Raw genomic sequence first — 19,637 nt, 5'->3', positions numbered from 1 at the left:
CGGGATAAACTGCGCGGCTTTCTTGAAGGAGTTCACATGAGTCAGTACCAGCCGGGCATTCTTGCCGCACCGGTGCCGTTGCAGGCACGCCATCTGTTTTTTGCCATTGAGTCCCTGGACGCCTTGCCCGCTGCGCTGGACGCACTGGTGCAGTTGACGGATTCCGCGGCGGTGGTCGGTTTCGGTGAGCCGCTGGTACACGCATTGGGTACACGCATCGAAGGCTTGCGTAACTTCCCGGCCCTCAGCGGCCCGGGCGCGCATAACCCCTCCACCCAGCAGGCCCTGTGGGTATGGCTGCATGGCGTGGACCGGGGAGAATTGTTGCTGCGCAGCCGCGCGTTCGAAAAAGCCATGGCGCCGGCGTTGCGCCTGGTACAAATGACCGAAGGCTTTCGCTACAAGACCGGTTTCGACCTGACCGACTACGAAGACGGCACTGAGAACCCTCACGACGACGCGGCCGTTGAAGCGGCCCTGACGGACAGCGGCGCCAGCTTCGCCGCTATCCAGCAATGGCAGCACGACCTCGACGGTTTCGCCGCGCTACCGGCCCAGGAGCGCGACCACATCATCGGCCGCCGCCATGGCGACAACGAAGAGCTCGACGACGCCCCCGAATTTGCCCACACCAAGCGCACCGCCCAGGAAAGCTTCACCCCGGAGGCCTTCGTGGTGCGTCGGTCGATGCCATGGGCCGAGAACGGCCAGGCGGGGCTGATGTTTCTCGCGTTCGGGCATTCCTTCGATGCATTCGAAGCGCAACTGCGCCGCATGAGTGGCCTGGAAGACGGGATTGTCGATGGCTTGTATCGCATCAGCACACCGTTGACCGGTGGCTACTACTGGTGCCCGCCGTTGAAACAGGGGCATTTGGACCTGAGCGCGATTACCCCGGCTACGCCGATCCACAGGTGACAGCTTGCCCCCTGAAGCCTTGGAACTGACCGATGGTCGCTGGCCACAGAACAGCGACCTCGGCAAACTTCCAGGAGCACTTAACCATGCTGATCTCAAGCATTTCCGTGTCGCAAGCCGCGCCGGCACGTCCGTCCCCCAACCAGTATTCGAAGATGTCGGATTCGGATCTGGCCAAGGCGTTTGGTGACAACTTCCAGGCGTTCAAACACCCGACGACTGCGAATGCAACCACGGACAAAATCCGTGAAGTGGCGGGACGTTCGCTGACGGGCGACGCGCAAAAAGACAATGAAACCCAACTTGCCCGCGAAGTACTCAAACGTGACAACGTCCTGAAGGCGCTGGATTCGGTGGATGACAACGGCAAGCGCGACGGCGTGATCGGCCCTTGGAATCCGCAGATGGCGGCTGACCAGTTAGCCTGTAATCGCTGCATGAGCCCGTCCGTTACCACCGTCCAAGTCACCTATTGAGCCGGGCCAGGCTAGGCCTCGGCGAACATGAAAAAATTGACAGCCACGCCAATGACCGCTGAAAAAAATCTGCACTGGTCGTAATCTAAGCGCCCTTGCCACCCGTGCGGATCGTTCATGTCTTCTGTTGCCGATGGGCTGCCCCTCAATAAACGCTTGCCGGCCGTGATTGCCCTGTCCTTGGGGATCGGCATGGCGACCCTCGACACCGCCATCGTCAATACCGCCTTGCCGACGCTGGCGGAGGGTATTGGCACTGACTCGGCTTCGGTGATCTGGGTGGTCAATGCCTACCAGTTGGCGATTGTCGCGACGGTGCTGCCGTTCGCGGCGCTGAGCGATGTACTGGGGCATCGCCGCGTGTACCTGGGCGGGTTGCTGCTGTTCATTGTTTCGTCGTTGTTGTGCGGGCTGGCCGATTCGCTGCTGACCCTGACCGCCGCGCGGGTGGCGCAGGGCCTGGGGGCGGCGGCGCTGATGAGCGTCAACACCGCGTTGCTGCGGCATATCTACCCCGCAAACATGCTCGGGCGTGGCCTGGGCTATAACTCGCTGGTGGTGGGGCTGGCGTTCACCTTGGGCCCCACCGCCGCATCGGCGATCCTTTCGGTCGCCACCTGGCACTGGCTGTACCTGATCAATGTGCCGTTGGGGCTGCTGGCCCTCGGCCTGGGCCTGCGTTCGTTACCGGTGCTGCCGATCATGGGGCATGCCTTCGACCGCTTGGCGGCGCTGTTGTGCGCAGGCTTGTTCGCCTTGCTGGTCCTGGGTCTGGGCGCCGCCGTGCATGGCGCACAGGGCGCGCTGACCCTGGGGCTGATCGCGCTGGCGCTGGTGTTCGGCGCGTTGCTGCTGCGCCGCGAGGCCGGGCACCCGGCGCCGATGCTGGCGGTGGATTTGTTCAAGCGCCCGGTGTTTGCATTGTCTTCGCTGACGGCGATCTGTGCCTTCAGTGCCCAGGGGCTGGCGTTTGTGGCGCTGCCGTTTCTGTTGCAAACGACGCTGGGCCACAGCCAAGTGGAAACTGGTTTTCTGATGACACCGTGGCCGGCTGTGGTGGCGGTCATGGCTTTGATCGCAGGGCGCCTGGCCGATCGCGTGTCACTGGGCCTGCTGTGCGGCATTGGCTTGTTGATGCTCAGCGTCGGCATGGCCGCGCTGGCCACCTTGGGCACTGACGCCTCGGCCTTCGAGATCGGCTGGCGCATGGCCCTCTGCGGCGCCGGTTTCGGCTTTTTCCAATCGCCCAACCTCAAGGCCTTGATGACCAGCGCACCATTGGCTCGCAGCGGCGGGGCCAGTGGCATCGTGGCGATCTCGCGGCTGCTGGGGCAGACGTTGGGCGCATCGTTGGTAGCCTTGTGTTTTCATCTGTTCGTGGTCAGTGGCCCGCAATACGCACTGTGGCTGGGGTGCGTGTTCGCGCTGGCCGGGGCCGTGGCCAGCGGCCTGCGTTTATTGCCCTATAAACGTACGGATCAGCCCTTATAGCTGTAGCCACGCCGGATCGAGGCGGGTTTGTTCGGTATCGATGCCCAGTGCCTGCATTTTCGCCGCATGCGCGTCGATCTCACCGGCCAGTTGCGCCTGCGCGCTGGAGTTGGCATCCAGGGCATGCATCTGCGTCAGGCCCAGGTGGTAGAAGCGCAGCAGCTTGATCGCGCTGGGATCATTGGCCTGGACTCGTTCGCTGACCTTATGCATCACATTGGTCACGCTCATCAGGCTACGCTTGAGCTGCCAGCCGTATACCGCCGGCGCCAACCACGCCTGGTTCCAGAACGGGCCGCGCACCAGGGCGACAGTGATCAACACTCCGGCAAACACGCCGCCGACATTGAAGCGAAGGTTATCACCGCCCGGTTCACCGAACAGCATCACCGCCAGGCTCGACAGCAGCATCGCCAGGGCCAGGAACACCACAGCGACGACCAGCGTGCTGCGGCGGGTCTGCTGTCGGTAGACAGCGGGGTCACAGGGTTTGAGTTCGAACATTCGGGTCATGTCTCCAGCACGGGAGGGCATCTTCTCATGCTTGAAGCAATCAAGTTGAACGATGGCCACGAGGGGTTCCTCTAAATCCCTGAAGTCCCCATGAGGTAAGCCATCATGTCCGAACACAAGCAACCGCCACCTGGCACGCCTGATCCTGATCGCACGCCCGGTGAAGAGGAGCGCGATAACGATGCACTGCGTCCCAATGATCCGGCGGAGCGTCAAGACAACGACGACGTGGAGCGGGTCGAACACGACCTGGAAACCCTTCACGACAAAGCCCGCCCGTTGTAAGCAAGGAGGTCTTCATGAGTAATCCCCCGAACGGCCCGCGTTCCGACGAACACGCCAGCGGTAACGATGAGTTGGGTTTCGACCCTGACTCGCCTGACCTGGCTGACCCGCAGGTCGACCCCGTTGGCCCGGCCATCGCGCCGCTGGACAAGCAAAAAGAGCAGCCGGAAAAAAAGCCGCCCTACGATCCGCTGGGCGACTTGAAGAAGTGAACCAAGCCCCGCAATTTGCGGGGCTTTGTTTATTTGGAGGGGCTTATTTTGGAGGGTTCCAGCTCACGTCAGTGATGCCGTACTTTTCAGCCCAGGGCCGGGTGGTTTTCTTCACCTGTTCGTGCCCCACGCGGCCGATGCGGCTGACGTGCGCGATGTCGGCATCGACGGCCGCCCAATGCCAGGCTTCGGTGCTGTTCATCACCTCGGCGCGTACCACGAAAGACTTGGGTTTACCGTGCAGTTGATAGTGGATGGTGTAGATCTTAGCGGTACTCATGTTGCCTCCCTGTCTTGTTATAGATGGATAGGTAGGCGCGCGGAAAGGTTCATTCAAAATCACAATTCGCAGCGGCACTTGCGCGTGGACTTGAACACTGGCTCCTGGCCGATAGCGAAGAGTATTGACCTAGAGCCTTCGCTGAACCGTTTTTTGTCCATTTTGGTGCAAATCCGTTCGAACTTTTTGCAACCGCCAAGGTTCGAACCGATTCCTGAATACTTTGCCCACTCAAAAATGGAGATGTAAACGATGTCCAAACTATTCGGAAAATTTCTCAAGAACACCTCGTTGCTGGCCCTGGTGGCCGCGCCAACCGTGGTGTTCGCTGCGCCGTCCACCGACCCGATTTCCACCTTCGGGATTCTCGGCAGCTATAACGACTTCAAACTCGAAGGCGGTAGCGACAGCGACAAGGAGCACATGCCCGAAGCGGGCCTGTTCTACAACTTCGGCAACAAGCTCACCGCTGAATCCGGCTTTATCTACCAGGCCGGTATCGAAGCCAAGTACGGTGAGAAAAGCGACAACAAACTCAAGGAAGGCCAGGCCGACCTCGACCTCGGCTGGCGTGCCGCGCTGGATGCGCGCAACTTTGTCGATGTGATCGTCGGCGGTGGCTACACCTGGACCCGTTATGAGCCGGACACCAATGGCTACGACATGAAGCTCACCAACAAGTCGCCGTTCGCCAAGGCAGCCCTGGGCTACAACCACCAGTTCGATGACATGACCCTGCGCGTTGAAGCCGGCGCCCGTCATACCATCGATGGTCGCGCCAAACTCAAGGTGGATGGCGTCGGCAGCGACAGCGTGGACCTCAAGGACCGCACCAACCCATACGCCGAAGTGAGCCTGCTGATGAACCAGAAGGGCGATCTGCCGGTGATGGCGGGCCTTTACTACACCCGCACCGAGTATAAGCTCGATGACGACTCCTATGTCGCTGACAACACCAAGCTCAAGCGTGATGAGTATGGTTTGAAGGTCGGTATCGCGTTCTGACGTTATTGCACTATAAAAACGCCCCGAACATTCGGGGCGTTTTTTTTGCAGCTGTTTCAGATCAGCCCAGTTGATCGTTCCCCCGCTCCGCGTGGGAATGCATCCCGGGACGCTCCGCGTCACCCTTGCGCAAGTGCCGGATCTTGCGCTTAAAGCAGGACGCGGAGCGTCCCGGGTGGCATTCCCACGCAGAGCGTGGGAACGATCATAAAAACGCTCCGATATGGGTCGGGGCGTTTTTTTGCCCGTGGCCGTTAGCTCAGAGTATCCCTCCCTGTATTGAGTCAAACAGTTCTGTAGCGAAGCCCTAATGCCAGTCGGTTAAGCGTACACCGCCGTCTGTAGGAGCGAGCTTGCTCGCGAAAAGCGTCAACGATAACGCGTGCTTTCTGAATGAACGCGGTGGCTGTGAGTTTTTCGCGAGCAAGGGCTAGCCTCGCTCCTACAAAAAGCCTTAACTGACTGGCATTAGCAGGGCAAGCCCACTCCCCCTAGGGGAGTGCATTCCAAATGTGGAGTGGGCTTGCCCGCGAAGGCGATAGTGGTTGCACTGCATCTCTAATGTGTTCCCCCCTGAAACGCAAAAACGGCGCCCGAAGGCGCCGTTCTGTTTACTGCATCAACCTAAGCGATCAAACCCCCAGCACCGCATGCTGCACCAACGTCAGCAACGGTTGCGGGTACACGCCCAGGAAGAAGGCGAGCAGGGCGATGGCCAGCAGCATCACGCCGCCTGCCTTCTGTTCCCAATGCAGCTCGGCATCCACACGGCGCAGGTTCGGCTCGATCAGGTACAGAGTGACCATCACGCGCAGGTAGTAGAACACGCCGATGGCGCTGCCCAGGACCAGGGATGCGACCAGCCACCACTGGTGGGCCTCGACGCCGGTGGCGACGATGTAGAACTTGCCGATAAAGCCGGCAGTCAGCGGGATACCCGCCAGGGACAGCATCATCACGGTGAGTACGGCGGTCAGGTACGGACGGCGCCAGAACAGGCCGCGGTATTCGTACAGGGCGTCAGCGTCACGGCCTTTGTACGGCGAGGACATCAGCGTAATCACACCGAATGCGCCAAGGCTGGTGATCACGTAGGTGACCAGGTACACGCCGATGGCTTCCACGGCCAGGCCTTTGCTCGCCACCAGGGCGATCAGCAGGTAGCCGAAGTGAGCGATGGACGAGTAACCGAGCAGACGCTTGAGGTTGTTCTGGGTCAGCGCCAGCAGGTTGCCGAACAGGATCGACGCGATGGCGATCACAGTCAGTACATTGCTCAGCACGCCGGTATTGGCGGCAGGCGAGATCTGGAACAGACGCACCATCACCGCAAACACCGCCACTTTCGACGCAGTGGCCAGGAACGCGGCCACAGGCGCCGGGGCGCCTTCGTACACGTCCGGGGTCCACAGGTGGAACGGCACCAAGGAGAGCTTGAACGCCAGGCCGATCAGCATCATCGCCAGGCCCAGTTGGGCAATCGGCGCAGGGCTGTTGGTGGCGGCCAGGGCGTGGCCGATACCGGTGAAGCTCAAGCTGCCGGCTTCGGCGTAGAGCAGCGCCATACCGAACAACAGGAACGCGGAACCGGCGGCCGACAGCACCATGTACTTGATGCCGGCTTCCAGGGAGCGCTTGTTGAAGAAGGCGTAGGCCACCAGGCCGTAGGTCGGGATCGACAGCAGTTCCAGGCCGATGAACAAGCCGGCCAGGTGCTGCGCGCTGACCAGCACGATACCGCCGGCCGCTGCCAGCAGGATCAGCAGGTACAGCTCTTCCTTGTTGCCTGGGTAGCCGGTGCCGCCTTCGCCGAGGTAGGCGTGGGCGAGGGTGACGCAGGCCAGGGTCGCGACTAGGATCAGCGCGATATACAGCAGCGCGAAGTCATCGACCATCATCAATGGCGTGACCGCCAGTGGTGCGACCTTGAGGGCCGGGATGATCGACAGCAGGGCCAGGTTCAACCCGGCGCAGGACAGCAGGAACGTTTGCGAATGATTGCGGCGCCAGGCGATCGCCAGCATCACCACCACGATGGTGAGGCTGGTGATCAGCAGCGGCGCAAGCGCGATAAAGTGTTGGATCGTGAATTCCATAGCGCTCTTACCGGGCCGAAGCGAGTTGAGAGAAGGCGGTGCCGAACCACTGCTGCACGCCATGCATCGTTGCGGCAGAAGTGTCCAGGAACGGCTGTGGGTATACCCCGATGTAGATCAGCAGTACCGCCAGGCCGAGCACCATGATCAGTTCGCGCGCATCCATCCCTTGCAGGACGGTGTCGGACTTGGCCGGGCCGAAGTAGGCGCGGTGGATCATGATCAGCGAGTAGACCGAACCGAACACCAGGCCGGAGGTAGCAATGGCGCTGATCCACGGCGTCTGCACGAAGGCACCCATCAGGATCAGGAACTCGCCGATGAAGTTGCCGGTACCCGGCAAGCCCAGCGATGCGGCGGCGAAGAACAGGCTGATCGCCGGCAAGTACGCGATGCGCGACCACACCCCACCCATTTCACGCATGTCACGGGTGTGCAGGCGCTCATACAGCTGGCCACTCAGGATAAAGAGGGCAGCGGCCGAGACACCGTGGGCCAACATCTGGATCACCGCGCCCTGCAGCGCCAGTTGGCTGCCGGAGTAGATGCCGATCAGTACGAAACCCATGTGGGAAACGGACGAGAAGGCGATCAGGCGCTTGATGTCGGTTTGCGCGAAGGCCAGGAACGCACCGTAGAAGATCCCGATCAGACCCAGGGTCATGGCGATCGGCGCGAACTCGGCCGAGGCATTCGGGAACAGCGGCAGGGCGAAACGCAGCAGGCCGTAGGCGGCGGTTTTCAGCAGGATACCGGCCAGGTCCACGGAGCCGGCGGTCGGCGCCTGGGCGTGGGCGTCAGGCAACCAGGAGTGGAACGGCACCACCGGCAGCTTCACCGCGAAGGCGATGAAGAAGCCGAGCATCAGGATGTACTCGGTGGTCAGCGACATCTTGGTTTTCAACAGGTCGGCGTAGTTGAACGTGATCACGCCCGTGCTGTTGAAGTTGACCAGTACCAGGCCCAGGATCGCCACCAACATGATCAGGCCGGAAGCCTGGGTGAAGATGAAGAACTTGGTCGCCGCGTAGATCCGGGTTTTCTTGCCGTCCGAAGAACTGTGACCCCAGAGCGCGATGAGGAAGTACATCGGCACCAGCATCATTTCCCAGAAGAAGAAGAACATGAACAGGTCCAGCGCCAGGAACACGCCGACCACGCCGCCCAGGATCCACATCAGGTTCAGGTGGAAGAAGCCCACGTGACGCTGGATTTCTTTCCAGGAGCAGAGTACCGAGAGGATACCCAGCAGGCCGGTCAGCAGGATCATCAACAGCGACAGGCCGTCGAGGGCCAGGTGCACGTTGATGCCGAAGCGCTGGATCCATACGTGCTTGAATTCAAGCGCGAAGGTCGGATCGACACCCGGAGCGGGGGCGAATGAATAGTCGCCATGGGCCCACAGCCAGAGGCCGAGCGCGAGTTCCAGGGACATGGTCAGCAACGCAATCCAGCGGGGGAGGGTGGCGCCGAAGCGTTCACCCATCCAGCAGAGCAGGCCGCCGATAAAGGGGATCAGGATTAGCCAGGGCAGAATCATGACGGGCTCGTTTCCTTTCGCAAGTTCGCAAAGTACGCAGTGCACTTAAACATAGTCAGACCGCTACCACGACGATGGCGCCGATCACCAGCACGGCACCCACTGCCATGGACGCCGCATACCAACGCAACTGGCCGGTCTCGCTGCGGCTCAGGGCGGTGTGACCGGCCTTGGCGGCGCGCGGGATCAAACCGATGGTCTGGTCGAGCGGGTCTTTGCGCAGCACGTGGCTGATCGCAAGGTAAGGTTTGACGAACAGTTTGTCGTAGATCCAGTCGAAGCCCCAGGCAGCGAACCACCAGGCCGACAGGAAGCGGCCGATGCCACTGTTGGCCACGGCGGTCACGAAGCGGCGCTTGCCGAGGAACAGCATGGCCGCCAGCAGGATACCGGCAATGGCGATGGCACCCGAGGCGATTTCCAGGCTGTGTTTGGCGGCGCCGCCGGCATGGCCGGCGCTTTCCGGCAGGACACCGGCCAGTGGCGGGGTGATCAGGGCGCCGATGAAGGTCGACAGGATGATCAGCACCGACAGGGGCAACCAGTGCGAGATGCCGTGGCCTGCGTGCGCTTCGGTCTTGGCTTCACCGTGGAAGGTGATGAAGATCAGGCGGAAAGTGTACAGCGAGGTCATGAACGCACCTACCAGGCCTGCGTACAGCAGGTTCTGGTTACCGCTGGCAAAGGCTTCCCAGAGGATTTCGTCCTTGGAGTAGAAACCGGCGGTCACCAGCGGCAGGGCGGCCAGGGCGGCGCCACCAACGATGAAGCTGGCGTAGGCCAGTGGCAGTTTCTTCCACAGGCCGCCCATCTTGAAGATGTTCTGCTCATGGTGGCAGGCCACGATCACCGCACCGGACGCCAGGAACAGCAGGGCCTTGAAGAAGGCGTGGGTCATCAGGTGGAAGATCGCCGCGTCCCAGGCGCCGACGCCCAGGGCCAGGAACATGTAGCCGATCTGGCTCATGGTCGAGTAGGCGAGGATGCGCTTGATGTCGGTCTGCACCAGCGCGGCGAAACCGGCCAGTACCAGGGTCACGCCGCCGACGATGCCTACCAGATGCAGGATGTCCGGCGCCAAGGTGAACAGGCCGTGGGTACGCGCGATCAGGTAGACACCGGCGGTGACCATGGTCGCGGCGTGGATCAGTGCCGACACCGGGGTAGGACCGGCCATCGCGTCCGCCAGCCAGGTTTGCAGTGGCAGTTGCGCGGATTTACCCACGGCGCCGCCCAGCAACATCAGGGTGGCCAGGGTGATCCAGAAATCGCCGACCTGGAATTTCTGCGGCGCCAGCACCAGCAGTTCCTGGATGTTCAACGTGCCCACCTGTTGGAACAGGATGAACAGGCCGATGGCCATGAACACGTCGCCGATCCGCGTGACGATAAACGCCTTGAGTGCTGCGTTACCGTTGTTGCGGTTGCTGTAGTAGAAACCGATCAACAGGTACGAGCACAGGCCCACGCCTTCCCAGCCGAAGTACAGGAACAACAGGTTATCGCCGAGCACCAGGAACAGCATGCTGGCGATGAACAGGTTGGTGTACGAGAAGAAGCGCGAGTAGCCCGCTTCACCGCGCATGTACCAGGACGCGAACAGGTGGATCAGAAAGCCTACACCCACCACCACGCCGAGCATGGTGATCGACAGGCCGTCGACGTAGAGGGCGAAGTTGGGCTTGAAGCCTTCCACCGACATCCACTGCCACAGCACCAGGGTGTAGTGACCGCCTTCCGGCGGCGCTACGTTGAATTGCCAGATGACGTAGGCGGCCACAATGGCCGACAGGCCAATCGAGCCGACGCCGATCAGGGCCGAGAGGTTTTCCGACCAGCGTCCGCGAGAGAACGACAGCAGCAGGAAACCGATCAGGGGAAATACGAAAGTCAGAAAGATCATGTTCATCCGCGCATCTCACTGGCAGCGTCGATATCAAGCGTGTGGAAGCGACGATACAGTTGCAGCAGGATCGCCAGGCCGATACTGGCCTCGGCGGCTGCCAGGCTGATCACCAGGATGAACATGACTTGTCCATCCGGCTGGCCCCAACGCGCACCCGCCACGATGAACGCCAGTGCGGCAGCGTTCATCATGATTTCCAGGCTCATCAACACGAACAGAATGTTACGGCGAACCATCAGGCCGACCAGGCCAAGGCAGAACAGGATGCCGGCAACCGCCAGACCATGCTCCAAAGGGATAGCAGGCATCGTCATTGCTCCTTGGCTTCGTTGCGGCCCAAGTGGAAGGCGGTGATGGCTGCGGCGAGCAGCAGCATCGAAGCCAGTTCGACCACCAGCAGGTACGGGCCGAACAGGCTGACGCCCACGGCTTTCGCGTCTACGGTGGTGTGGCCGATGGCCTGGCCGCTCTGGTGAGCGAACAGCACATACAGCAGTTCACCCAGCAGCAGCGCTGCCAGCACGACCGGGCCGAGCCAGATGCCGGGCTTGAGCCAGACGCGTTCCTGGGCGACCGAGGCCGGCCCGAGGTTGAGCATCATCACCACAAACACGAACAGCACCATGATGGCGCCGGCGTAGGCGATCACTTCCAGCACACCGGCGAACGGTGCGCCGAGGGCGAAAAAGGTCATGGCCACGGCGATCAGCGAAATGATCAGGTAGAGCAGGGCGTGCACGGGGTTGGTGTTGGTGATCACGCGAAGCGTGGACACCACTGCAATACCCGATGCGAAATAGAAAGCGAATTCCATCTTTCTTCCTTAAGGCAGCAAGCTCTTCACGTTGATCGGCTCGGCTTCGTTTTGTGCGGCGCCTTTGGGCTTACCGGCAACGGCCATACCTGCAACACGATAGAAGTTGTAATCAGGGTTTTTACCGGGACCGGAAATCAAAAGATCTTCTTTCTCGTACACCAGGTCCTGACGTTTGAACTCGGCCATCTCGAAATCCGGCGTGAGCTGGATCGCGGTGGTCGGGCAAGCTTCCTCGCAGAGGCCGCAGAAAATGCAGCGCGAGAAGTTGATACGGAAGAAGTCCGGGTACCAGCGACCGTCTTCGGTTTCAGCTTTCTGCAGGGAGATACAACCCACCGGGCACGCCACGGCGCACAGGTTGCAGGCTACGCAACGCTCTTCGCCATCCGGGTCGCGGGTGAGCACGATGCGGCCGCGATAGCGCGGCGGCAGGTATACCGCTTCTTCCGGGTATTGCAGGGTGTCGCGTTTGCGAAAGCCGTGACCGAACACCATCACCAGGCTTCGCAACTGGGTACCGGTACCCTTAACGATGTCGCCAATATATTTGAACATGGGTCAAATCCTCACTGAACCGCGGCTGCTGGCGTGTTCAACAACACGACGGCGGCCGTCACCAGCAAATTGATCAGGGTCAGCGGCAGGCAGAATCTCCAGCTGAAATCCATCACCTGGTCATAGCGCGGGCGCGGAATCGAGGCGCGCAGCAGGATGAACAGCATGATGAAGAACGCGGTCTTCAAGAAGAACCAGAAGAAGGCCAACTGCGGCAGGATGCCGAACGGACCGTGCCAGCCGCCGAAGAACAGCGTGACCAGCAGGGCCGAGATCAAGATGATGCCGATGTACTCACCGACGAAGAACATGCCCCATTTCATGCCGGCATATTCAATGTGGTAACCGTCGGCCAGTTCCTGTTCCGCTTCCGGCTGGTCGAAGGGGTGACGGTGAGTCACGGCTACGCCCGCGATGAAGAAGGTGCAGAAGCCAAAGAACTGCGGAATGATGAACCACAGGTTCTGCGCCTGGTACTCGACGATATCGCGCATGTTGAACGAGCCAACCTGCACCACTATGCCCATCAGCGCCAACCCCATGAACACTTCATAGGAGACGGTCTGCGCCGAGGCACGCAAGCTGCCCAGCAGGGCGAACTTGTTGTTGCTCGACCAACCGGCGAACAGCACTGCGTACACCGACAGGCCAGCCATGGCGAAGAAGAACAGCAAGCCGATGTTCAGGTCCGCCACGCCCCAGGTCGGGGTGATCGGGATGATCGCGAAGGCGATCAGCAAGGCGCTCATGGCCACGACCGGTGCCAGGGTGAAGATCACCTTGTCGGCAAACGGCGGGGTCCAGTCTTCCTTGAAGAACATCTTCAGCATGTCGGCGGCGATCTGGAACATGCCGAACGGGCCAACGCGGTTCGGACCGTAACGGTCCTGCCACCAGCCCAGCAGGCGACGTTCGACGAAGCTGAGCAGGGCGCCCGCGACGACCACGGCCAACAGGATCACGATGGCCTTGACGACCGAGATGATCACGTCGATCACTTCAGGGGTGAACCAGGTCATTGCGCTGCCTCCTGCAGACCGTCAACGGTTTGGCCAAAGATCGCTGGAGGAATACCGGCGATGCCTTTAGGCAGTGCAACCAGGCCGGCACCCAGCTCCTCGTTGATGCGCAGCGGCAGACGCAAGGTCTGGCCGGCCACGTTCAGGCTGAGCAGGGCACCGTCGTTGACGCCCAGGCGGTCGGCTTCGGATTTGGCCAGGGCCACGTAGGCGGTTGGAATGCGTTCTTGAACCGGCGCGGCCTTGGAAGAAGTCTCTTCGCTGCCGAACAGGTGGAAGAACGGCACCACCTGCCAGGTACCCGGGGCCGGGTTGAACGGACGCGGTACCGCAGCGAACCAGTTCAGCGAGTCACCGGTGCTTTCGATCAGGCGGGTGCCTGGGTCGCCAGCGCGGATATGCCCACCGACTTCGTCCTGGAACTTGTTCCAGGCCTGCGGCGAGTTCCAGCCCGGCGACCAGGCGAACGGCACCTGCTGACGCGGTTCGGCCGAACCCGAATAGCCTTCCATGGAGAAGGCGAACGCGGTGTCGATGTCTTGCGGGGTACGCGGTTCATGCACGCTGATGTCAGCGCGCATGGCGGTACGACCGGAATAACGCAGCGGTTCACGGGCCAGCTTCAGGCCCTTGATGCGGAACGAGGCGGACGGCGCGGCATCGACAATCCGCGCCAGCTGCGGTGCGCTTGCAGCGGTAGCGGCGGTGACGTGGTCGAGCTGGGTCCAGTCGATCGGCTGGTTCAGCAGGGTTGCGCGCAGGGCATGCAGCCAGCGCCAGCCTTCGTGAACCAGGATGCTGGCGTCCATGTACTTCGGATCGAACACCTGGAAGAAGCGCTGGGCGCGGCCTTCCTGGCTGACCAGGGTACCGTCGCCTTCGGCGAAGGTGGCCGCTGGCAGCACCAGGTCGGCACGCTCGCTGGTGGCGGTTTTCTGGTGATCGGCCACGATCAGCACCTTGGCGGCGTTGAGCGCAGCGTCAACCTTGGCCGCATCGGTGCGGGTGTACAGGTCGTTTTCCAGCACCACGATGGCGTCGGCGTTGCCGTCGGTCACCGCTTGCAGGGCGGCGTCCAGGGACTCGCCACCGAGCATGGCCAGGCCGAGGCTGTTGGCTTCCGGCACCACCAGGCTGATGGAGCCATTCTTGTCGCGCAGCTTCAAGGCCTTGGCGATGTTGGCGGCGGCTTCGATCAGCGCCTTGGAACCCAGCGAGGTGCCGGCGATGATCAATGGGCGTTTGGCGGCCAGCAGGGCGTCGGCGATACGCTGGGCCAGTGCCACGGCTTCAGCGTCCAGGCCGTCGACGGCAGGCGCGCTGGCGTCAAGGGCGTGGGCCACGGCGAAACCGATGCGCGCCAGGTCGTCCGGTGCGGCGTGGACGCATTCTTCGGCGATGTCGTCGAGCTTGGTTTCAGCCAGGGAGGCGATAAACAGCGGGTTCAGCGCGTGCTGGCCGATGTTTTTCACGGCGGCGTCGAGCCAAGGCTGCACGCGCATGGCGTCTGCCATGGCTTCGGCCTTGCCTTTGACCGACTGGCGCAGCGACAGCGCGATACGCGCAGCGGTCTGGGTCAGGTCTTCACCGAGCACGAAGATCGCATCGTGGTCTTCGATGTCGCGCATGTTCGGCACTGGCAGCGGGCTGTCGTTCAGCACCTGCAGGACCAGGCGGATGCGCTCCAGCTCGCCGGCTTCGATACCGCTGTAGAAGTGCTCGGCGCCGACCAGTTCGCGCAGTGCGAAGTTGCTTTCGAGGCTGGCGCGCGGCGAACCGATACCGACGATGTTACGGCCACGCAGCAGGTCGGCGGCTTTATCCAGCGCCGCGTCCAGGCTCAGCTTGGCGCCATCGGCCAGCAGTGGCTGGCGCGGGCGGTCTTCGCGGTTGACGTAGCCATAGCCGAAGCGGCCACGGTCACACAGGAAGTACTGGTTGACCGAACCGTTGAAGCGGTTTTCGATACGACGTAGTTCACCGTAGCGCTCGCCCGGCGAGATGTTGCAACCGCTGGAGCAGCCATGGCAGATGCTCGGGGCGAATTGCATGTCCCACTTGCGGTTGTAGCGCTCGGAGTGAGTCTTGTCGGTGAACACACCGGTCGGGCAGACCTCGGTGAGGTTGCCGGAGAATTCGCTTTCGAGCACGCCGTCTTCAACGCGACCGAAGTACACGTTGTCGTGGGCGCCGAACACGCCGAGGTCGGTGCCGCCGGCGTAGTCCTTATAGAAACGCACGCAACGGTAGCAGGCGATGCAGCGGTTCATTTCGTGGGAGATGAACGGGCCGAGGTCCTGGTTCTGGTGGGTACGCTTGGTGAAGCGATAGCGGCGCTCGTTGTGGCCGGTCATCACCGTCATGTCTTGCAGGTGGCAGTGACCGCCTTCCTCACAGACCGGGCAGTCGTGGGGGTGGTTGGTCATCAGCCATTCGACGACACTGGCGCGGAACGCCTTGGATTCATCATCGTCGATGGAAATCCAGGTGTTGTCGGTGGCTGGGGTCATGCAGGACATGACGATACGACCACGGGTGTCGTTTTCGTCGGTGTACTGCTTGACCGCGCACTGGCGACAGGCACCGACGCTACCGAGCGCGGGGTGCCAGCAGAAATACGGGATGTCGAGGCCGAGTGACAGACATGCCTGTAACAGGTTGTCTGCCCCATCGACTTCGAGCGCTTTGCCGTCTACGTGGATAGTGGCCATGGTTCAAAGTTCTTCGTTGGCCCGTTGTCAGCGGGCGTGGCTAATGGAATCTTGTTATTCATGTGCATCTACACAGCCATCAAGGCGTCCGCACATGAGAAAAGCGAAGGGCACGAACCCTTCGCTTCTTTAAGCGTTACGCACCGACCATGGTCGGTGATACCACCTGAGTGAGTTCGCCCGCGCGGGTTGGCGCGATGCCGGCCTCGAATTCAGGGCGGAAGTATTTGATTGCGCTGCCCAATGGCTCCACGGCGCCCGGTGCGTGAGCACAGAAGGTCTTGCCTGGGCCGAGGAAACCGACCAGCCCGAGCAGGGTTTCGATGTCACCCTCGCGGCCTTCACCGTTTTCCAGGGCCATCAGCAGCTTGACGCTCCACGGCAAACCGTCACGGCACGGGGTGCAGAAGCCGCAGGATTCACGGGCAAAGAACTGCTCCATGTTGCGCAGCAGCGAGACCATGTTCACCGTGTTGTCCACCGCCATCGCCAGGCCGGTCCCCATGCGGGTGCCCACCTTGCCGATGCCGCCGGCATACATCTGTGCGTCGAGGTGCTCGGGCAGCAGGAAACCGGTGCCGGCGCCGCCTGGCTGCCAGGCTTTCAAGGTATAGCCGTCGCGCATGCCGCCGGCGTAGTCCTCGAACAGCTCGCGCGCGGTCACGCCGAACGGCAGCTCCCACAGGCCAGGGTTCTTGACCTTGCCGGAGAAGCCCATGAGCTTGGTGCCCATGTCTTCACTGCCTTCACGGGCCAACGATTTGTACCAGTCCACGCCGTCGGCGATGATCGCCGGCACGTTGCACAGGGTCTCGACGTTGTTCACGCAGGTCGGTTTGCCCCACACGCCCACGGCGGCAGGGAAGGGCGGCTTGGAGCGCGGGTTGGCGCGGCGGCCTTCGAGGGAGTTGATCAACGCGGTTTCTTCACCGCAGATATAACGCCCGGCGCCGGTGTGCACGAACAGCTCGAAGTCAAAACCCGAACCGAGGATGTTCTTGCCCAGCAGGCCCGCCGCCTTGGCTTCGGCCACGGCACGGTTGAGGTGCTTGGCGGCGGTGGTGTATTCACCGCGCAGGAAGATATAGCCACGGTAGGTTTTCAGCGCGCGGGCACTGATCAGCATGCCTTCGATCAGCAGATGGGGCAGTTGCTCCATCAGCATGCGGTCTTTCCAAGTGTTGGGCTCCATTTCATCCGCGTTGCACAGCAGGTAGCGGATGTTGATGGATTCGTCTTTGGGCATCAGGCCCCACTTCACGCCCGTGGGAAAACCTGCGCCGCCACGGCCTTTGAGGCCGGCATCTTTCACGGTCTGGACGATGTCGTCCTGGGCCATGTCGGCGAAGGCTTTGCGCGCGGCTGCATAGCCGTTCTTGGTCTGGTACTCGTCGAGCCACACGGGCTCGCCGTCGTCACGCAGGCGCCAGGTCAGCGGGTGGGTCTCGGCCGAACGCTTGATCAGGTTGGCCGGGCCGAAGGAAGTCAGGGTCATGGGTAGCCCTCGAGCAATTGGGTCACGCCAGCAGGCTGCACGTCACCGAATGTGTCGTCGTCGATCATCAACGCCGGCGCCTTGTCGCAGTTGCCCAGGCAGCACACCGGCAGCAGCGTGAAGCGGCCGTCGGCGGTGGTCTGGCCCAGGCCGATGCCCAGCTTGGCCTGGATTTCACTGACCACGGACTCGTGGCCACCGATGTAGCACACCATGCTGTCGCATACGCGAATGATGTGGCGGCCGACCGGCTGGCGGAAGATCTGGCTGTAGAACGTCGCCACCCCTTCAACGTCGCTGGCGGGGATGCCGAGGATCTCGCCGATGGCGTAGAGGGCGCCGTCCGGCACCCAGCCACGTTCCTTCTGAACGATCTTCAAGGCTTCGATCGACGCCGCGCGCGGGTCTTCGTAGTGATGCAGCTCGTGCTCGATGGCCGAGCGCTCGGTTTCACTCAAGGTGAAACGGTCTGTCTGGATAAGCGTGCTGTTCATGCTTAGCGGTCCACGTCGGCCATAACGAAATCGATACTACCCAGGTACGCAATCAAGTCCGCGACCATCTCGCCTTTGATCACCGAAGGGATCTGCTGCAAGTGCGGGAAGCTTGGGGTGCGAATCCGGGTGCGGTAGCTCATGGTGCCGCCATCGCTCGTCAGGTAATAACTGTTGATGCCCTTGGTCGCTTCAATCATCTGGAAGGACTCGTTGGCCGGCATCACCGGGCCCCACGAGACTTGCAGGAAGTGCGTGATCAGGGTTTCGATGTGCTGCAGCGTGCGCTCTTTGGGCGGCGGCGTGGTCAGCGGGTGATCCGCCTTGTACGGGCCGGCCGGCATGTTGCGCATGCACTGCTCGATGATCTTCAGGCTCTGGCGCATTTCTTCGACGCGCACGATGCAACGGTCGTAGGCATCGCCATTCGCGGCAGTCGGAATTTCGAATTCGAAATTCTGGTAGCCCGAATACGGGCGCGCCTTGCGCAGGTCGAAATCGCAACCGGTGGAACGTAAGCCTGCACCGGTGACGCCCCATTCCAGGGCCTCTTTGGTGTTGTACTGGGCCACGCCGATGGTACGGCCCTTGAGGATGCTGTTATCCAGGGCGGCCTTCTGGTATTCGTCCAGGCGCTTGGGCATCCAGTCGATGAATTCCTTGACCAGGCGCTCCCAGCCGTTCGGCAGGTCGTGGGCCACACCGCCGATGCGGTACCAGGCCGGATGCAGGCGGAAACCGGTGACGGCTTCGATGACCTTGTAGGCACGCTGACGGTCGGTGAAGGTGAAGAACACCGGGGTCATGGCGCCGACGTCCTGGATATAGGTACCCAGGAACAGCAGGTGGCTGGTGATGCGGAAGAACTCGGCCATCATGATGCGGATGGTGTCGACGCGGTCGGGTACCTTGATACCGGCCAGCTTCTCCACCGAGAGCACGTACGGCAGGTTGTTCATCACGCCGCCGAGGTAGTCGATGCGGTCGGTGTAGGGGATGAAGCTGTGCCACGACTGACGTTCGGCCATCTTCTCGGCGCCACGGTGGTGGTAGCCGATGTCCGGGACGCAGTCGACGATTTCTTCGCCGTCCAGTTGCAGGATGATACGGAAGGCACCGTGGGCCGAAGGGTGGTTCGGGCCCAGGTTGAGGAACATGTAGTCCTCGTTGGTGCCGGAGCGCTTCATGCCCCAGTCTTCCGGGTTGAAGCGCGCAGCTTCTTCCTCAAGCTGTTGCTTGGCCAGGGTGAGGCTGAAAGGGTCGAACTCGGTGGCGCGCGCCGGGAAGTCCTTGCGCAGCGGGTGACCTACCCAGGTCGGTGGCATCATGATGCGGGTCAGGTGCGGGTGCCCCGGGAAGTCGATGCCGAACATGTCCCAGACTTCACGCTCGTACCAGTTGGCGTTCGGCCAGATTCCGGTGACGGTCGGTACGCTCAGGTCGCTTTCAGACAGGGCAACCTTGAGCATCACGTCGCTGTTACGTTCCAGCGACATCAAGTGGTAGAACACGGTGAAATCGGCGCCGCTCGGCAACCCCTGGCGCTTGGTGCGCAGACGCTCGTCCACGCCATGCAGGTCATAGAGCATGACGTAGGGCTTGGGCAGGTTGCGCAGGAAGGTCAGGACTTCGATGAGCCTGGCGCGGGCAACCCACAGCACGGGCATGCCGGTGCGGGTCTCCTGGGCGGTGAACGCCTCGGCGCCAAAACGGTTGTTCAGTTCGACGACCACGTCCTGGTCGTTTGCCTTATAAGGCGGGATGTACAGAGCACTGCCTGTAGTCATGGTTTTTTATCGCTTTCGGTCAACGTAAAGAATGAAG

The 19,637-nt window shown here is 61.7% G+C and carries 19 protein-coding genes; 6 read left to right on the top strand and 13 right to left on the bottom strand.

The window, feature by feature from the left end:
• Positions 1-36: 36 nt before the first annotated feature.
• The 3 genes from C4J86_RS15770 (at position 37) to C4J86_RS15760 (ending at position 2,885) form a co-directional block, all read left to right on the top strand.
• Positions 37-918 carry a Dyp-type peroxidase gene (locus C4J86_RS15770; RefSeq protein WP_124371081.1) on the top strand — a complete coding sequence of 294 codons (882 nt, stop codon included), beginning with the start codon at positions 37-39 and terminating at the stop codon, positions 916-918.
• A gap of 86 nt (positions 919-1,004) precedes the next feature.
• On the top strand, positions 1,005-1,394 hold the full coding sequence (locus tag C4J86_RS15765; protein WP_124371080.1) for a hypothetical protein: 390 nt from the start codon (positions 1,005-1,007) through the stop codon (positions 1,392-1,394).
• A 117-nt stretch (positions 1,395-1,511) separates the two neighbouring features.
• Positions 1,512-2,885, top strand: coding sequence for an MFS transporter (locus C4J86_RS15760; protein WP_124371079.1), 1,374 nt, complete (start codon positions 1,512-1,514; stop codon positions 2,883-2,885).
• Here the strand turns inward: C4J86_RS15760 and C4J86_RS15755 are convergent.
• Positions 2,880-3,389, bottom strand: a complete 510-nt coding sequence (locus C4J86_RS15755) for a DUF3087 family protein (protein WP_124372442.1) — start codon at positions 3,387-3,389, stop codon at positions 2,880-2,882. The genes C4J86_RS15760 and C4J86_RS15755 overlap by 6 nt on opposite strands.
• Positions 3,390-3,503: 114 nt before the next feature.
• Between C4J86_RS15755 and C4J86_RS15750 the strand changes: the two genes are divergently transcribed.
• Positions 3,504-3,683: a hypothetical protein gene (locus C4J86_RS15750; protein ID WP_124367428.1), complete on the top strand. Its 180-nt coding sequence runs from the start codon at positions 3,504-3,506 to the stop codon at positions 3,681-3,683.
• Positions 3,684-3,697: 14 nt separating this feature from the next.
• A complete protein-coding gene (locus tag C4J86_RS15745) occupies positions 3,698-3,895 on the top strand; it encodes a DUF6021 family protein (protein WP_124367427.1) in 198 nt (65 codons plus the stop codon).
• 43 nt (positions 3,896-3,938) lie between these two features.
• Here the strand turns inward: C4J86_RS15745 and C4J86_RS15740 are convergent, their stop codons facing one another.
• Entirely contained in the window at positions 3,939-4,175 is a 237-nt protein-coding gene (locus C4J86_RS15740) for a DUF6555 family protein (RefSeq protein WP_124363304.1), read from the bottom strand.
• Positions 4,176-4,427: 252 nt separating this feature from the next.
• On the opposite strand from C4J86_RS15740, the gene C4J86_RS15735 reads away from it, so the two are divergent.
• Positions 4,428-5,180: an outer membrane beta-barrel protein gene (locus C4J86_RS15735; protein ID WP_124371078.1), complete on the top strand. Its 753-nt coding sequence runs from the start codon at positions 4,428-4,430 to the stop codon at positions 5,178-5,180.
• A 632-nt stretch (positions 5,181-5,812) separates the two neighbouring features.
• Here C4J86_RS15735 and nuoN read toward each other — a convergent pair.
• The 11 genes from nuoN to nuoC form a co-directional block, all read right to left on the bottom strand.
• Positions 5,813-7,276 carry an NADH-quinone oxidoreductase subunit NuoN gene (gene nuoN / locus C4J86_RS15730; RefSeq protein WP_124367423.1) on the bottom strand — a complete coding sequence of 488 codons (1,464 nt, stop codon included), beginning with the start codon at positions 7,274-7,276 and terminating at the stop codon, positions 5,813-5,815.
• A 7-nt stretch (positions 7,277-7,283) separates the two neighbouring features.
• Positions 7,284-8,816, bottom strand: coding sequence for an NADH-quinone oxidoreductase subunit M (gene nuoM, locus C4J86_RS15725; protein WP_003232072.1), 1,533 nt, complete (start codon positions 8,814-8,816; stop codon positions 7,284-7,286).
• A 55-nt stretch (positions 8,817-8,871) separates the two neighbouring features.
• Positions 8,872-10,725 carry an NADH-quinone oxidoreductase subunit L gene (gene nuoL, locus C4J86_RS15720; protein WP_124371077.1) on the bottom strand — a complete coding sequence of 618 codons (1,854 nt, stop codon included), beginning with the start codon at positions 10,723-10,725 and terminating at the stop codon, positions 8,872-8,874.
• Complete coding sequence (gene nuoK / locus C4J86_RS15715; protein WP_003174727.1) at positions 10,722-11,030, bottom strand: NADH-quinone oxidoreductase subunit NuoK; 309 nt, start codon at positions 11,028-11,030, stop codon at positions 10,722-10,724. The genes nuoL and nuoK overlap by 4 nt, the downstream gene beginning before the upstream one ends.
• Before the next feature lie 2 nt (positions 11,031-11,032).
• Positions 11,033-11,536, bottom strand: a complete 504-nt coding sequence (gene nuoJ / locus C4J86_RS15710) for an NADH-quinone oxidoreductase subunit J (RefSeq protein ID WP_065884950.1) — start codon at positions 11,534-11,536, stop codon at positions 11,033-11,035.
• A 9-nt stretch (positions 11,537-11,545) separates the two neighbouring features.
• On the bottom strand, positions 11,546-12,094 hold the full coding sequence (nuoI, locus tag C4J86_RS15705; protein WP_003174725.1) for an NADH-quinone oxidoreductase subunit NuoI: 549 nt from the start codon (positions 12,092-12,094) through the stop codon (positions 11,546-11,548).
• 11 nt (positions 12,095-12,105) lie between these two features.
• The gene (gene nuoH / locus C4J86_RS15700) at positions 12,106-13,113 is read right to left on the bottom strand and encodes an NADH-quinone oxidoreductase subunit NuoH (RefSeq protein WP_003174724.1); all 1,008 of its coding nucleotides are present in this window, start codon (positions 13,111-13,113) and stop codon (positions 12,106-12,108) included.
• The gene (gene nuoG, locus C4J86_RS15695; RefSeq protein WP_124371076.1) at positions 13,110-15,824 is read right to left on the bottom strand and encodes an NADH-quinone oxidoreductase subunit NuoG; all 2,715 of its coding nucleotides are present in this window, start codon (positions 15,822-15,824) and stop codon (positions 13,110-13,112) included. The genes nuoH and nuoG overlap by 4 nt, the downstream gene beginning before the upstream one ends.
• A gap of 136 nt (positions 15,825-15,960) precedes the next feature.
• Entirely contained in the window at positions 15,961-17,319 is a 1,359-nt protein-coding gene (nuoF, locus tag C4J86_RS15690; protein ID WP_003232078.1) for an NADH-quinone oxidoreductase subunit NuoF, read from the bottom strand.
• Positions 17,316-17,813, bottom strand: a complete 498-nt coding sequence (nuoE, locus tag C4J86_RS15685; RefSeq protein ID WP_003232080.1) for an NADH-quinone oxidoreductase subunit NuoE — start codon at positions 17,811-17,813, stop codon at positions 17,316-17,318. Before nuoE ends, nuoF begins: the two co-directional genes overlap by 4 nt.
• Before the next feature lie 2 nt (positions 17,814-17,815).
• Positions 17,816-19,600 (bottom strand): NADH-quinone oxidoreductase subunit C/D, encoded by a 1,785-nt coding sequence (gene nuoC / locus C4J86_RS15680; RefSeq protein ID WP_124371075.1) that lies wholly within the window; start codon positions 19,598-19,600, stop codon positions 17,816-17,818.
• Positions 19,601-19,637 lie beyond the last annotated feature (37 nt).

Origin of the sequence: Pseudomonas sp. R2-7-07 (assembly GCF_003852355.1) — a bacterium.
Lineage (GTDB): Bacteria > Pseudomonadota > Gammaproteobacteria > Pseudomonadales > Pseudomonadaceae > Aquipseudomonas.
The sequence above is the reverse complement of the archived record's forward strand: the minus strand, read 5'-3'. Positions and strand labels throughout refer to the sequence as shown.

Bases quoted from the DNA above. Each gene is read 5' to 3' on its own strand.
- nuoH (WP_003174724.1), bottom strand. From the start codon at position 13,113: ATGACCTGGTTCACCCCTGAAGTGATCGACGTGATCATCTCGGTCGTC.
- nuoG (WP_124371076.1), bottom strand. From the start codon at position 15,824: ATGGCCACTATCCACGTAGACGGCAAAGCGCTCGAAGTCGATGGGGCA.
- C4J86_RS15745 (WP_124367427.1), top strand. From the start codon at position 3,698: ATGAGTAATCCCCCGAACGGCCCGCGTTCCGACGAACACGCCAGCGGT.
- nuoE (WP_003232080.1), bottom strand. From the start codon at position 17,813: ATGAACAGCACGCTTATCCAGACAGACCGTTTCACCTTGAGTGAAACC.
- C4J86_RS15750 (WP_124367428.1), top strand. From the start codon at position 3,504: ATGTCCGAACACAAGCAACCGCCACCTGGCACGCCTGATCCTGATCGC.
- nuoM (WP_003232072.1), bottom strand. From the start codon at position 8,816: ATGATTCTGCCCTGGCTAATCCTGATCCCCTTTATCGGCGGCCTGCTC.
- nuoC (WP_124371075.1), bottom strand. From the start codon at position 19,600: ATGACTACAGGCAGTGCTCTGTACATCCCGCCTTATAAGGCAAACGAC.
- C4J86_RS15740 (WP_124363304.1), bottom strand. From the start codon at position 4,175: ATGAGTACCGCTAAGATCTACACCATCCACTATCAACTGCACGGTAAA.
- nuoF (WP_003232078.1), bottom strand. From the start codon at position 17,319: ATGACCCTGACTTCCTTCGGCCCGGCCAACCTGATCAAGCGTTCGGCC.
- nuoJ (WP_065884950.1), bottom strand. From the start codon at position 11,536: ATGGAATTCGCTTTCTATTTCGCATCGGGTATTGCAGTGGTGTCCACG.
- nuoK (WP_003174727.1), bottom strand. From the start codon at position 11,030: ATGCCTGCTATCCCTTTGGAGCATGGTCTGGCGGTTGCCGGCATCCTG.
- C4J86_RS15735 (WP_124371078.1), top strand. From the start codon at position 4,428: ATGTCCAAACTATTCGGAAAATTTCTCAAGAACACCTCGTTGCTGGCC.
- nuoN (WP_124367423.1), bottom strand. From the start codon at position 7,276: ATGGAATTCACGATCCAACACTTTATCGCGCTTGCGCCGCTGCTGATC.
- nuoL (WP_124371077.1), bottom strand. From the start codon at position 10,725: ATGAACATGATCTTTCTGACTTTCGTATTTCCCCTGATCGGTTTCCTG.
- C4J86_RS15770 (WP_124371081.1), top strand. From the start codon at position 37: ATGAGTCAGTACCAGCCGGGCATTCTTGCCGCACCGGTGCCGTTGCAG.
- nuoI (WP_003174725.1), bottom strand. From the start codon at position 12,094: ATGTTCAAATATATTGGCGACATCGTTAAGGGTACCGGTACCCAGTTG.
- C4J86_RS15755 (WP_124372442.1), bottom strand. From the start codon at position 3,389: ATGTTCGAACTCAAACCCTGTGACCCCGCTGTCTACCGACAGCAGACC.
- C4J86_RS15765 (WP_124371080.1), top strand. From the start codon at position 1,005: ATGCTGATCTCAAGCATTTCCGTGTCGCAAGCCGCGCCGGCACGTCCG.
- C4J86_RS15760 (WP_124371079.1), top strand. From the start codon at position 1,512: ATGTCTTCTGTTGCCGATGGGCTGCCCCTCAATAAACGCTTGCCGGCC.